Source organism: Amycolatopsis sp. CA-230715, assembly GCF_018736145.1.
GTDB lineage: Bacteria > Actinomycetota > Actinomycetes > Mycobacteriales > Pseudonocardiaceae > Amycolatopsis.
In genome coordinates, this window is the sequence record NZ_CP059997.1 from 5,005,592 (window position 1) to 5,018,184 (window position 12,593).

Sequence of the window (12,593 nt, forward strand, 5' to 3'; positions counted from 1 at the left end):
GCTTTTCTTGACTGATTCCAGAAAAGGCGGCAGGCTGGCGATGCCATGCCACACCAGGAGGAGTTCGTTCGAGGGAGCCTGAAGGCGGCCGGTCTGCGGATCACCGCCCCGAGGCTCGCGGTGCTCGAATGGCTTTCCGGCCACCCGCACACCACCGCCGACCAGGTCGCGGCCGGGGTGCGCGAGCGGCTGGGCTCGGTGTCCACCCAGACCGTCTACGACGTGCTGGGTGCGTGCGCCGCCGTCGACCTGGTGCGGCGCATCGAACCTGCCGGGCACCCGGCCAGGTTCGAGACACGAACCGGGGACAACCACCACCACCTGGTGTGCCGCGCCTGCGGCCGCACCGAGGACGTCGACTGCGTGCACGGGTCGGCGCCCTGCCTGGAACCTTCGAACACCGCCGGGTTCCGGATCGACGAGGCGGAGGTCGTCTTCTGGGGCCTGTGTCCCGAATGCGCGAACAACAACCACCACGAGGAGGGATCGGCGTGACCAAGCCGACCACGAACAACGTGGGCATCCCCGTCGCCAGCGACAACGACTCGCTGACGCTGGGTGCCAACGGCCCCATCCTGCTCCAGGACCACTACCTCATCGAGAAGAACGCGCAGTTCAACCGCGAGCGGGTGCCCGAGCGCGTGGTGCACGCCAAGGGCGGTGGCGCGTTCGGCTTCCTCGAGGTCACCGAGGACGTCAGCCAGTACACGAAAGCGGCGCTGTTCCAGCCCGGTGCGAAGACCGACAGCCTGATCCGGTTCTCCACCGTCGCGGGCGAGCTCGGCTTCCCCGACACCGTGCGCGACCCGCGCGGCTTCGCGGTGAAGTTCTACACCTCGCAGGGCAACTACGACCTGGTCGGCAACAACACGCCGGTGTTCTTCATCCGCGACCCGATCAAGTTCCCCGACTTCATCCACTCCCAGAAGCGCCGTGCGGACAACCACCTGCACGACCACGACATGCAATGGGATTTCTGGACCCTGCGGCCGGAATCGGCGCACCAGGTGACCTGGCTGATGGGCGACCGCGGCATCCCGAAGACCTGGCGCCACATGAACGGCTACGGCTCGCACACCTACCTGTGGGAGAACGCGGGCGGCGAGAAGTTCTGGGTCAAGTACCACTTCAAGACCGACCAGGGCATCGAGTTCCTGACCCAGGCCGACGCCGACGCGCTCGCCGGATCCTCGCGCGATCACCACCTCGCCGACCTCTACAACAGCATCAAGGCGGGCGAGCACCCGTCGTGGACGCTCTACGTCCAGGTGATGCCGCACGACGACGCGGCGGACTACCGGTTCAACCCGTTCGACCTGACCAAGGTGTGGCCGCAGGGCGACTACCCGCTGATCAAGGTCGGCAAGTACACCCTGAACCGCAACCCGTCGAACTACTTCGCCGAGATCGAGCAGGCCGCGTTCGAGCCGGCCAACCTGGTGCCGGGCATCGGCCCGTCGCCGGACAAGATGCTGCTCGGCCGCCTGTTCGCCTACCCGGACGCGCACCGCTACCGGATCGGCCCGAACTACACCCAGCTGCCGGTCAACGCCGCCAAGTCCGAGGTGAACAGCTACTCCAAGGACGGCGCGATGCGCTACCGCAACCCGGGCGACCCGGTGTACGCGCCGAACTCCTACGGCGGCCCGCACGCCGACGCCGCACTGGCCGGTGAAACCGCGTCGGCCTACGGCGCGACCGGTGAGGTGCTCCGCACGGCGTACAAGCCGCACGCCGAGGACGACGACTTCGGCCAGCCGGGCACGCTGGTCCGCGAGGTCCTCGACGACGCCGCGCGCGACAGGCTGGCGAACAACATCATCGGTCACGCCTCCAACGACGTCTCCCGGCCCGTGCTGGAGCGCGTGTTCGAGTACTGGCGCAACGTCGACAAGAACCTCGGCGACAAGGTCGCCAAGGCCTTCGAGAAGTAGGCTCCCACCACGAGGTGACGGCCCGGCGAGCAGCGCTCGCCGGGCCGCGTTCGTAGTGTCGTTGTCGTGCGGATCGCTGGTGCGGCCGTGACGTGTGTGGGTGGCGTCGCGTTCGTGGTGGGACACGCCGCGCGGTGGCCAGCGCGACACGCGGCACGGCGGGGTGATCATGGGCCGCCGAGCGCCAATGCAGCCATCCGGGGCACCGCGGGCGTCCGATCGGGTGAACCGGTCACCCGTCGTGTCCACAGTGGACAAGTTTCATGATCCTTTGAGCGAGTGCGGCCGCTTTCGCGTTCACCATTTGCGGGGGTGCGGTGGCGAAACAAATTCGGCACGTAAGGGTTAGAAATAAGCACTTCCCGGTGATCGAGTGGTGATTCTTCGACACGGTTGGTATCGATTAACCGGTCAGGTCTTTGGAGGCCGGGAGGTAGGAAAATGAAAAGCAAAATTGCCCGCTCGATTGCCGTGCTAGCCGTCGGCAGCTTGCTGGCGGTGGCCTCGGGTGGTGTCGCTTCGGCGGGTGTGGCCGACGGCCACGGCTCCACCAGCACCCAGGCGGCCGCCGCGCAGGTGCTCCAGCTGCGGGACGGACTGACCAAGGTGGCCTACGCCGGTGACGTCGCGGCCACCCGCGGCACGCTGGACAAGCTGAACCCGATGCTGGCCGACTTCGCCGCGGGTAAGCGCTACAGCATCCAGGCCGAGCAGCAGAACACCGCCGCGGTCGCGGAGAGCCAGGGCGTGGAGACGAGCAGGGTGCTCGCCGATCCGGGCACCACACCGAGGCAGTTGCCGCCGGTGCCCTCGCTGCCGAAGCTGCCGCCGCCGCTCGACATCGTGAGCAACCTGCTCACGAACCTGCTGACGTCGGTGACGGGCCTGCTGGCAGGCCTCCTCGGTGGCGGGCTCCCGCCACTGCCCGTGCCGGGAGTGCCGGGAGTGCCCGGCGTGCCGACGCCCGGCTTGCCGGTGCCGTTGCCGAAGCCGTAACCGAAACCCAGTGAATCGGGGGGAACCGGGATCCGGCGTGGCGATGGCCGCGCCGGATCCCGGCTCTCCCATTTCCGGAATAGTCGCCGTCAATTCCCGGCGGGAATGCTGAGCCCGAGCCGGAGCGCGCCGGCCGCTTCCGCGACCGCCTCGCGGAAACGCCGTCCGACGCCGAGGAAGTTCGCGTAGCCGTGGATGAGGTCCTCCTGGCGGCTCAGCGCCGTGCGGACTCCCGCGTCCTTGAGCCGCCGCGCGTAGGCCTCGCCCTCGTCGCGCAACGGGTCGAAGCCCGCGGTGGCGACGTAGGCGGGCGGTAGCCCGCTCAGGTCCTCGGCCAGCAGCGGTGAGATGCGGATGTCGCTCCGGTCGACGCTGTCTTCGGGCGCGTAGTGGTCGATGAACCAGGTCATGTGCTCGTCGGTGAGGAAGAAGCCGTCGCCGAACAGCTCGCGCGAACGCCTGCGCACCGAGGAGTCCGTGGTCGGGTAGAACAGCAGCTGGAACGCGGGCGCGGGTCCGCCTCGGCGGGTCGTCACGAGCGCGGTCACCGCGGCCAGGTTGCCGCCCGCGCTGTCCCCGCCGACCGCGATCCGCGCCGGGTCCGCGCCCAGCTCCGCGGCTTTCGCGTGCGCGTAGTCGAACGCCGCGACGGCGTCGTCGGCCGCCGCGGGGAACACGTGCTCGGGGGCGAGCCGGTACTCGATCGACAGCACCCTGACGCCCGCGCGCTGCGCGAGGAAGCGCGCGGTGTTGTCGTGGCTCTTGCGGGAGCCGATCACGAACCCGCCGCCGTGGTAGAAGACCAGCAGGCCGGACGGTTCCGGCAGGCCGAGCGGGGTGTACAGGGTCGCGGGCAGGTCGCCGGGGATCGTCAGCTCGCGGGTGCCGACCGGCTCGATCACCGGCCCGCTGACGAGGTGCCGCGAACCGTCCAATGCGACGCGGGACGACACGGCGTCACCGGCCACCAGGCTGGTCCCGGACAGCCGCTGGAGCCGGAGCAGCAACTGCGCGTCGAGCGCCAGCTCCTGCCCGTCGAGGCGGACGGGTCTCCCGGCGATCGCCCGCCGGACGGAGCGGGGCAGCGCGTAGAGCAGCTGGGTCGCCGCGGACTGGGCGCGGATCTGGAGCGGTATCGACATCGGCCCTCCTTCCGCCCGAGGTTACTGCTCGGTAAGTTCACGGTTCAACTGTGACCGGGCTATCCGTCCCAAATCCTGGTCCTCCAGTTAGGTCGAGCGTCTAGCCTCGGGAACGTGACTTCGACTGCGGCGATCAACGTGCTCGGCATCGGCGGCTCACTGCGCGAGGGCTCCCAATCGGAACGGGCGCTGCGCATCGCGCTCGCCGGCGCCGAGGAAGCGGGCGCGACGACGACCGTCATCACCGGCCCCGACCTGCAGCTGCCGTTCTACGACACGGCCGTGCTCGACCGTTCGGCCGAAGCCGTGCGGCTGATCGAAGCGATCAGGGCCGCCGACGGCGTCATCGTGGTCTCACCCGGCTACCACGGCGCGTTGTCCGGGCTGGTGAAGAACGCGCTGGACTACGTGGAGGATCTGCGCCCCGACCGGCGCCCGTACCTCGACGGCCGCGCCGTCGGGCTGGCCGCGGTCGCGTTCGGCTGGCAGGCCGCGGTCACCACGCTCGACCAGCTCCGCACGATCACGCACGCGTTGCGCGGCTGGCCGACCCCGCTCGGCGGCGCGGTCAACTCGGCCGAGGTGAAGTTCGACGAAGCGGGCGGCGCCTCCGACGAGAAGGTCGTCCGCACGTTGCGGCTCATCGGCAGGCAGGTCGCCGAGTTCGCCGCGGCACACCGCGCCGCCGGCTGATTCGGCGGCGGCGCCGCCGGGTATTCCCCGTCGTGAAAACGGTCATGCGCGGGCACTGATCTCCGCATGCGCGTTGTTGTTCCTGGTGAGAGGCTGGCGAAGCCGGTCGAAACGAGGAGGGCACACGATGGCTGACCCGATGTACACCGCGGTGGCGACCGCTCGCGGAGACGGCCGAAACGGCGAGGTGACGTCCTCCGACGGGGTGATCGACGAGAAGTTGAGCACGCCCAAGGAGATGGGCGGCCCCGGTGGCGAGTTCACCAACCCCGAGCAGCTCTTCGCCGCGGGCTACGCCGCGTGCTTCCACAGCGCGCTGCGGTTGGTCGCGAAGCAGGCGAAGGCCGACGTCGGCGACTCCGAGGTGACCGCGGAGGTCGGCATCGGCAAGACCGACGAGGGCAAGTTCGCGCTCACCGTGCACCTGGACACCAAGCTCACCGGGATGGAGCAGGGCAAGGCGGACGAACTGGTCGCGCAGGCGCACCAGGTGTGCCCGTACTCCAACGCGACCCGCGGCAACATCGTCGTCAAGGTCACCGCCACCACCTGAAACCCGTACTGACGAGAGGAGCACCACCATGGCCAACTCACCCATAAAGAGCCCGCTTTCCGAGAGCGACAAGGAAATCACCGGGAACGCGTTGCAGGCGACGCTGGTCGACCTCGTCGACCTTTCGCTGATCGCGAAGCAGGCGCACTGGAATGTCGTCGGCACGAACTTCCGCAGCGCGCACCTGCAGCTCGACGAGCTCGTTTCGACCGCGCGGCAGTACACCGACGAGGTGGCCGAGCGCGCGAACGCGATCGGGGTTTCGCCCAACGGCAAGGCGAAGACCGTCGTCGAAAGCTCCGGCGTGCCCGAATACCCGGACAACTGGCAGTCGGTCGAAGCCACCGTCGCCGCGATCGTGGACATCCTGGCCGCGCTCATCGGGCGGCTGCGCGACCGGATCGACGAGACCGACAAGAGCGACCTGGTGACGCAGGACCTGCTGATCGAGATCACGCAGGAACTCGAAAAGGCGCACTGGATGTGGCAGGCGCAGCAGGCCTGAGCCGCGCGAAGAGGCCCGTCCCGTTTCCGGGGCGGGCCCTTTCGCGGGCTAAACGTAGTCCAGCACCGCCGCCGCGAACTCGGGTGAGGCGAGCGCGGTGAAGTGGTCACCGGGCACCCGCGCGAACCGCGCGTTCGGCAGGGCTTCGGCGAGCGCGGCGGCGGGACCGTGGTCGAGCCATTGCGACCCGTCGGCGGTGAAACCGTGGAGCAGTACGAGTGGCCGCCCGGCGCCGATTTCGCGGTAGGCCGGTGCGAAGCCGTCGCGAGCTATGAACCGGCGCACGGGGAGATCGGTCATGCCGCGGTATCCTCCCCGATTTCCCGCGAGCGCGGGCGGGTCTTCCGCCGTAGGCTCCGATCATGGTGCTGCACAAGGGAAAGACTTCTCGCCCATCCCGTGCGGGTGGGAGCAATCCGTTGCACGGCGGGGCGAATCCGGCACTCGCGGCCGGGCTGAGCCTGCCGCACGTCCGGTTCCGCGACGACGCCCTGCCGCCGGACACCGCGCTGCAGCTCGTGCGCGACGAGCTGATGCTCGACGGCAACGCGCGGCTGAACCTCGCCACGTTCGTCACGACGTGGATGGAGCCGCAGGCGCGCGAGCTGATGGCGGAATGCGTCGACAAGAACATGATCGACAAGGACGAGTACCCGCAGACCGCGGAACTCGAGCAGCGGTGCGTCACGATGCTCGCCGATCTGTGGCACGCACCGGATCCCGGCGCGGTGATGGGCTGCTCGACGACTGGGTCGTCGGAAGCGTGCATGCTCGCCGGGATGGCGCTCAAACGCCGCTGGTCGAAGCTCGGCCGCTCCGGCCGCCCGAATCTGGTGATGGGCGCGAACGTGCAGGTCTGTTGGGAGAAGTTCTGCGAGTACTGGGAAGTCGAACCGCGGCTGGTGCCGATGGAAGGCGAGCGCTTCCACCTCGGCGCCGAACAGGCCGTCGCGCACTGCGACGAGAACACGATCGGGGTGGTCGCGATACTCGGGTCGACCTTCGACGGCAGCTACGAGCCCGTCGCGGAGATCACCGCGGCGCTCGACGAACTCGCCGCGGGCGGCGGCCCCGACGTCCCGGTGCACGTCGACGGCGCGTCGGGCGCGATGATCGCGCCGTTCCTCGACGAGGACCTGGTGTGGGACTTCCGGTTGCCGCGCGTCGCGTCGATCAACACCTCCGGCCACAAGTACGGCCTCGTCTACCCCGGTGTCGGCTGGGTGATCTGGCGCGACGCCGCCGCGCTGCCGTCGGAGCTGGTGTTCAACGTCAACTACCTCGGCGGCGACCTGCCGACGTTCGCGCTGAACTTCTCGCGACCGGGTGCCGAGGTCGCGGCGCAGTACTACACGTTCGTGCGGCTGGGCCGCGAGGGCTATCGCGCGGTCCAGCAGGCGTCACGGGACGTCGCGACCTCGCTCGCCGACCAGATCGGGGAACTGGGCCCGTTCCGGTTGCTGACCCGGGGCGATCAACTGCCGGTCTTCGCGGTCACCACGGCGGACGACGTGACCGCGTTCAGCGTCTTCGATGTGTCGCAACGGCTTCGGGAACGCGGCTGGCAGGTGCCCGCGTACACGTTCCCGGAAAACCGCACCGATCTGGCGGTGCTGCGGATCGTGGTGCGCAACGGGTTCACCCACGATCTCGCGGACTTGCTGCTGGCGGATCTGTCACGGGTGGTCGGCGAACTCGAAAAGCAGCCGAAGCCCGCGCACGACCCAGCCACCAGCACCGGCTTCCACCACTAGAGACTGTTTCGAAGTGCTTTGCGTGGCGGTGCGGGTGGCGGAACCTCAGGCGGCCCCTCACTCCGGGATCTCCACCTCATGACCGCCAGGTCACCACGGTGAAGCTGTCCTCGCGGGGAACCACCTGAGAACCCGCGGCGGTGCGAGTTGACGGCCCACTCAAGTGGCTACGCCGCTTCGATACAGGCCCTAGGCTGTTGCCCTGGCGTACTGGTCGACCCAGCGGATGTCGGCGCCCAGTTCGCTCGCGGCGCGCAACGGCCAGTGCGGGTCGCGCAGCAGCGCCCTGGCGAGGAACACGGCGTCGGCGGCTCCGGAGGCGACGATCTTCTCGGCCTGCTCAGGTTCGGTGATCATGCCGACCGCGGCGGTGGGGATGCCGGTCTCGGCGCGCACGCGTTCGGCGAAGGGCACCTGGTACCCGGGGCCGAGCGGGATCTTCGGATGCGGCGTGTTCCCGCCGGACGAGGCGTCGATGAGGTCGACGCCGTGCTCGTGGAGCGTGCCGGCGAGGCGCACGGTGTCCTCGATCGTCCACCCGTCGTCGTCCCAGTCCGAAGAGGACAGTCGCGCGAACAGGGGAACGCGGTCGCCCAGTTCCGTCCGCACCGCCTCGGCGATTTCGACCGCGAGCCTGGTGCGTCCGGCGAAATCGCCGCCGTAGCGGTCGGTGCGTTCGTTCGACAGCGGTGAATAGAACTCGTGCACGAGGTAGCCGTGCGCGAAGTGGAGTTCGACGAGGTCGAACCCGGCGTCGACGGCCCTGCGCGCCGCCGCGGCGAACTGGCCGGGCAGGAGGCCGATTTCCTCCTCGGTGAGCGGCCTCGGCGGGTCGTAGTCGCCGAACGCGCGGTCGTCGGGGCCGACGGCACGCCAGCCGCCTTCTTCCGGCGGCACCGTGGTGCGCTTGCCGTCCCACGGCCGGTAGGTGGATCCCTTGCGGCCCGCGTGCGCGAGCTGCATGCCCGCGGCGGAGTCCTGCGCGTGCACGAAGTCGGTGACGCGGAGCCACGCGCGCGCTTGCTCGTCGTTCCAGATCCCGGCGTCCTGCGGGCTGATCCTGCCCTCGGGAACCACCGCGCTGGCTTCAGTCATGACGAGCCCGGCCCCGCCCGCGGCGAACTGGCCGAGGTGCATGAGGTGCCAGTCGTTCGGCAGCCCGTCGACCGAGGAGTACTGGCACATCGGGGACACCCAGACCCGGTTGGGGATGGTCAGGTCGCGCACGCTGAACGGTTCGAAGAGTCGGCTCACACGAGAGTGCAACGCCGGTCACGGGCGGTGTCTTCCCCGCTGGTGGCGCCGCCGGTTACCGGCAAGTAGCGTGAGCGGTGACCCGAGGCGAGGGAGCGCGGTCATGAGTGTTGCCAGTGACGAGCGATCGGCGTTGTGCTCGCTGTTCGACGAACTCGGACCGGATGTGCCGACGTTGTGCGAGGGCTGGCAGGCCCGCCACCTCGCCGCGCATCTCGTGATCCGCGAACGGCGCCCCGATGCCGCGCCGGGGATCCTGGTGCCCGCGCTCGCCGGGCACACGAACCGGGTGCAGGCGAGTTACGAGCGGAAGGACTGGGCCGAGCTGGTGAACCTGGTCCGCGCCGGGCCGCCGCGGTTTTCGCCGATGTCGCTCGGTGTGGTCGACCAGCTGGTCAACAGCGCCGAATACCTCGTGCACCACGAGGACCTGCGCCGGGCGCAACCCGGCTGGGAGCCGCGGCCAGCGGATCCCGCACGGGACCGGGCGGCACTGGCCGCGGTGACGCGCGGCGCCAAGGCGATGCTGCGGAAGTCCCCGGTCGGCGTGGTGCTGGCGACCCCGTCCGGCAAGGAAATCACCGCGAAGCAAGGTACCCCGGTGGTCAAGGTCATCGGCGACCCGCTGGAACTCCTGCTCTACGCCTTCGGCCGAGACGCCGTCCGCGTGCGCTTCGAAGGCGACGAATCCGTGCTGGCCACCGTCAAACGCGGCCTCTGACCACGCACTTTCCCCGCCGCCATAACCCCAGCCCCCACCCGTTCCCTGGGGGCCGGCCCCGCTCCACTCTACCGCGTGGTGTGGGGGTGGCCGGGTTTTCAACAGGGTTGTCCACAACCTGTCCCCGGTGTGGACAACCACGTTTTCGCAGGTGAGCGATGCCGTTCCGAGCGGAGAGGGAGCTTCGGGATCGGTTCAGCAGCGGGGCCTGGCAGGCGTTCGACGCGGGTGTGCCCCGAAAGTGGCTTTCGCGGCGCTGGATGCCCCGAAAGCCACTTTCGGGGCATCCAAGGCCACCGGACGGCGCGGGTCGCGGAAACGGTCAGCGCAGGCCGACTGCCCGCTGCGCGAAGTGGATCTCCGCCGCGACCTGCTTCAGAGTTTCGGCGATCACCAGGGAGCCGTGGCCGGCGTCGTACCGGTAGAACTCGTAGCGCACTTCGCGGGCGGCGAGGCGATCGAGGTAGTTCTCGATCTGCCGGATCGGGCACCGGGGGTCGTTGTCGCCGGCGAGCACGAGCACCGGCGCGGCGACGGCGTCCACGTAGGTCAGCGGCGAGCATTCGCGGTACACCGCGGGCACGTCCTCCGGCGAGCCGCCGAACAGCGCGCGGTCGAAGGCACGCAACTGCTCCATCTCGTCCTCGTAGGCCGCGATGTAGTCGGCCACCGGCACGCCCGCGACACCGGCTGTCCAGCGGCCCGGTTGCGTGCCCATCGCGAGCAGCGAGAGGTACCCGCCCCACGAAGCGCCGTTCACCACGCACTTAGCCGGATCGGCGAGTCCACTTTGGACGGCCCAGTCGTGCACCGCCGCCACGTCTTCTAGTTCGGTAAGGCCGGGCCTGCCTTCGATCGCGTCGCGCCACGCGGAGCCGTATCCGGTCGATCCCCGGTAGTTGACCTCCACCACCGCGAAACCGGCGTCGAGCCAGGCCGCGCGGTAGGCGGAGAACCGGTCTTCGTCCGACGCGTGCGGCCCGCCGTGCAAGCTGAACAGCGTTGGCAGCGGGCCGTCGGGTGCGCCATCCGGCCGGGAAACCAGCGCGTGGATCCGCCCGCCGACGCCGTCGACGAACGCATCGGTCACCGGCGCCGAGCCGGGCGCGACCTCTCCCGGCGGCGTCAGCAGCACGACGTCCTCGGCACCGGCGCGCTTCGTCCGGATCACCGGCGGGTTCGCCGCGTTCGACCACGAGTATTCGATGGCGCCGTCCGGGCGGACGCCCGCACCGCCGATCCTGCCCCTCGGAGTGTCCAAAGAGGACAGTTCGCCGGATTCGAGGTCGTAGCGGTGCAACGAACTGCCGCCCTCGTGGAAGTGCACCACGAGCAGCGCGTCGGCGCTCGGGTACCAGGTCGCCGACACCTCGCCGGGGAGGTCCAGCTCGATTTCCCGCTCGGCGTCCGCCTCGACGTCCCACAGCAGCAGTTCCTCGCGGCCCCGCCGCTCGTGCAGCAGCAGGAGCCGCGCGTCGCCCGCGACGGGGGAGAACTCCAGCGGGTCGAGCCCCTTGCCCTCGCCGTCCCATTTCTCGGCGACGGTGGCGAAGCCTGCGGTGGCGAGGACGCGGACCGCGGGGTGCCGCGAGTCGCCGTGTTCGGAATGCGAGATCGCCAGCAGGTTTTCGTCCCGTGAAAGCGACGCGATGCCCGCGTCCGCCTCGTTCGCGTAGAACCGCTCGGTCTTGCCCTCGCGGTGGCAGAACAGTTCACTGCCGTCATCGGTCGACACGCCGACGGCCACCAGCCGGTGGCCGATCTCCAGCCCGGCGGGGTAGCCGTCGTGCACGTCCGGTACCGCGGGCTTGGCCTCCCCACCGCCCGCGAAGGGCTGCCGCACCCACGACCCGAACTCGTCGCCGTCGGTGTCGGAGAACCACCAGATGGACTCCCCGTCCGGGGACAGCGTCGCGTGCAGCGTGCCGTTCGGCCGGTCGGTGACCTGGCGGTGTTCGCCGCTCTCGCGGTCCCAGGAGTAGACCTCCCACACCCCGCTCGCGTTCGACACGTACAGGCTGGCGGACGGCGCGTCGAGCGCCCAGTCCGGGGTCGAAACGCGCGGGGCGAGGAACCGCGCGCGCCACCGGGTCTCTGCTTCGGCGTCCTCGAAGAGCTGGTCGGGGACCACGGCGGGCGGATGCTGGGCGGCAGGCTGCGTGTTCACTTTCCCGATCCTGCCAGGTTCACCACACTCCTCGGTGAGGCGCCCGTACTCTGCTTGCGTGCGGGATGGGTACGCGCCGGGCTATGCGGCGGATGCGATGTCGATGATGTCTTCTCGACGCGCCGCCGAGCGCGCCGCGTTCGCGCTGCCCGGCCTGCGCCCCGGAATGCGGATTCTGGACCTCGGCTGCGGCCCCGGCTCGATCACCGCGGGCATCGCCACCGCGGTCGCTGGATGTCACATCGTGGCGATCGACACCGAACACGGCCAGACGAAACTCACCCGCGCCACCACCACCCGAATCAAAATGTCCACAGTGGACACCCTGACCGCGTCCGCCTACGCCCTGCCCCTACCGGACGAAAGCGTAGACGCAGCCTTCGCCCACGCCCTGATAGAACACTTGGCCCACCCCGAAATCGCCCTGCGAGAGCTGCACCGGGTACTGGCCCCAGGCGGCACGCTCGCTGTCGCGGCCTCCGACTGGAGCCGAGCGAAAATCCAACCCCAAACCGCGAACGTCACCGCCGCCCTACGCGGCCACTACCTGCTACGCCGCAGAGCAGGCGGCGACCCGAACGCCGGAAAGCACTTAGCGGCCAACGTCGCAGCCGCAGGCTTCACCGTCACCACCACCCACACCCGCCACCGCCAAGACATGACCTACCCAGAACTGGCCACCTACATAGAAACCCGCCTGGCCGCCGCCCTGACCAACCCCGACACCCCACCAGGCGACCACGCCCAACTGGCCAGCGCCGCCCGCTCCGCCTGGACCTGGAAAAAAACCAAAACCGGCACTTTCACCCAAGCCTGGACAGAGTTACTCGCGACTAAGTAGGTCACCTACGCAATGCCGAAGGCGAGCCCCACC

General features: G+C 69.5%; 13 protein-coding genes. 9 read left to right on the top strand and 4 right to left on the bottom strand.

Annotated features, from left to right (window positions below):
* Nucleotides 1-45 precede the first annotated feature (45 nt).
* The 3 genes from HUW46_RS24100 to HUW46_RS24110 all read left to right on the top strand — a co-directional run bounded on the left by HUW46_RS24100 (nucleotide 46) and on the right by HUW46_RS24110 (nucleotide 2,930).
* Nucleotides 46-495 (top strand): Fur family transcriptional regulator, encoded by a 450-nt coding sequence (locus HUW46_RS24100; protein ID WP_215549428.1) that lies wholly within the window; start codon nucleotides 46-48, stop codon nucleotides 493-495.
* The gene (locus HUW46_RS24105) at nucleotides 492-1,934 is read left to right on the top strand and encodes a catalase (protein WP_215549429.1); all 1,443 of its coding nucleotides are present in this window, start codon (nucleotides 492-494) and stop codon (nucleotides 1,932-1,934) included. The genes HUW46_RS24100 and HUW46_RS24105 overlap by 4 nt, the downstream gene beginning before the upstream one ends.
* 441 nt (nucleotides 1,935-2,375) lie before the next feature.
* Nucleotides 2,376-2,930, top strand: coding sequence for a hypothetical protein (locus HUW46_RS24110; RefSeq protein WP_215549430.1), 555 nt, complete (start codon nucleotides 2,376-2,378; stop codon nucleotides 2,928-2,930).
* An 89-nt stretch (nucleotides 2,931-3,019) separates the two neighbouring features.
* On the opposite strand, the gene HUW46_RS24115 is transcribed toward HUW46_RS24110, so the two are convergent.
* Nucleotides 3,020-4,072: an alpha/beta hydrolase gene (locus HUW46_RS24115; RefSeq protein WP_215549431.1), complete on the bottom strand. Its 1,053-nt coding sequence runs from the start codon at nucleotides 4,070-4,072 to the stop codon at nucleotides 3,020-3,022.
* A gap of 114 nt (nucleotides 4,073-4,186) precedes the next feature.
* Between HUW46_RS24115 and HUW46_RS24120 the strand changes: the two genes are divergently transcribed.
* The 3 genes from HUW46_RS24120 (at nucleotide 4,187) to HUW46_RS24130 (ending at nucleotide 5,823) form a co-directional block, all read left to right on the top strand.
* Nucleotides 4,187-4,765: an NADPH-dependent FMN reductase gene (locus tag HUW46_RS24120; protein ID WP_215549432.1), complete on the top strand. Its 579-nt coding sequence runs from the start codon at nucleotides 4,187-4,189 to the stop codon at nucleotides 4,763-4,765.
* Between the two features lie 127 nt (nucleotides 4,766-4,892).
* A complete protein-coding gene (locus tag HUW46_RS24125) occupies nucleotides 4,893-5,318 on the top strand; it encodes an organic hydroperoxide resistance protein (protein ID WP_215549433.1) in 426 nt (141 codons plus the stop codon).
* Between the two features lie 28 nt (nucleotides 5,319-5,346).
* Nucleotides 5,347-5,823, top strand: coding sequence for a Dps family protein (locus HUW46_RS24130; protein WP_215549434.1), 477 nt, complete (start codon nucleotides 5,347-5,349; stop codon nucleotides 5,821-5,823).
* Between the two features lie 48 nt (nucleotides 5,824-5,871).
* Here the strand turns inward: HUW46_RS24130 and HUW46_RS24135 are convergent, their stop codons facing one another.
* Complete coding sequence (locus HUW46_RS24135) at nucleotides 5,872-6,123, bottom strand: alpha/beta fold hydrolase (RefSeq protein ID WP_215549435.1); 252 nt, start codon at nucleotides 6,121-6,123, stop codon at nucleotides 5,872-5,874.
* A 62-nt stretch (nucleotides 6,124-6,185) separates the two neighbouring features.
* Between HUW46_RS24135 and HUW46_RS24140 the strand changes: the two genes are divergently transcribed.
* Nucleotides 6,186-7,577, top strand: coding sequence for a glutamate decarboxylase (locus tag HUW46_RS24140; RefSeq protein WP_215549436.1), 1,392 nt, complete (start codon nucleotides 6,186-6,188; stop codon nucleotides 7,575-7,577).
* 189 nt (nucleotides 7,578-7,766) lie between these two features.
* On the opposite strand, the gene HUW46_RS24145 is transcribed toward HUW46_RS24140, so the two are convergent.
* Nucleotides 7,767-8,831, bottom strand: a complete 1,065-nt coding sequence (locus tag HUW46_RS24145; protein ID WP_215549437.1) for an NADH:flavin oxidoreductase/NADH oxidase — start codon at nucleotides 8,829-8,831, stop codon at nucleotides 7,767-7,769.
* A 103-nt stretch (nucleotides 8,832-8,934) separates the two neighbouring features.
* Here HUW46_RS24145 and HUW46_RS24150 point away from each other — a divergent pair, with 103 nt between their 5' ends.
* Nucleotides 8,935-9,552, top strand: coding sequence for a TIGR03085 family metal-binding protein (locus HUW46_RS24150; protein WP_215549438.1), 618 nt, complete (start codon nucleotides 8,935-8,937; stop codon nucleotides 9,550-9,552).
* 322 nt (nucleotides 9,553-9,874) lie between these two features.
* Here HUW46_RS24150 and HUW46_RS24155 read toward each other — a convergent pair whose 3' ends face one another.
* Nucleotides 9,875-11,719 carry a S9 family peptidase gene (locus HUW46_RS24155; protein ID WP_215549439.1) on the bottom strand — a complete coding sequence of 615 codons (1,845 nt, stop codon included), beginning with the start codon at nucleotides 11,717-11,719 and terminating at the stop codon, nucleotides 9,875-9,877.
* A 58-nt stretch (nucleotides 11,720-11,777) separates the two neighbouring features.
* Here HUW46_RS24155 and HUW46_RS24160 point away from each other — a divergent pair, with 58 nt between their 5' ends.
* Complete coding sequence (locus tag HUW46_RS24160; protein WP_215549440.1) at nucleotides 11,778-12,560, top strand: class I SAM-dependent methyltransferase; 783 nt, start codon at nucleotides 11,778-11,780, stop codon at nucleotides 12,558-12,560.
* Nucleotides 12,561-12,593: the final 33 nt, after the last annotated feature.